Here is a 239-nt window from a genome sequence, read left to right as displayed (position 1 = left end):
TTGTCTGGTGACAAAAATACAACTGGTAGTGGTGACTTATCTGGCGATAAAAACACAACTGGTAGTGGTGATCTGATGGGCGAAAAACATACAACTGGTAGCGGTGACTTGTCTGGTGACAAAAACACAACCGGTAGTGGTGACTTATCTGGCAAAAACAATCAAACTGGCAGTGGTGACTTGTCTGGTGACAAAAATACAACTGGTAGTGGTGACTTATCTGGCGATAAAAACACAAC

Annotated in this window: 1 protein-coding gene; it reads left to right on the top strand. The window is 42.7% G+C overall.

Annotated features, from left to right (window positions below; translation table 11 throughout):
* Positions 1–239 (top strand): hypothetical protein (locus JN11_RS24335; protein ID WP_211360616.1); only part of this gene is annotated, 239 nt, incomplete at both ends.

This window comes from Mucilaginibacter frigoritolerans (assembly GCF_007830615.1).
Taxonomy (GTDB): Bacteria; Bacteroidota; Bacteroidia; order Sphingobacteriales; family Sphingobacteriaceae; genus Mucilaginibacter; species Mucilaginibacter frigoritolerans.
This window is presented reverse-complemented; position numbering and strand designations above follow the sequence as displayed.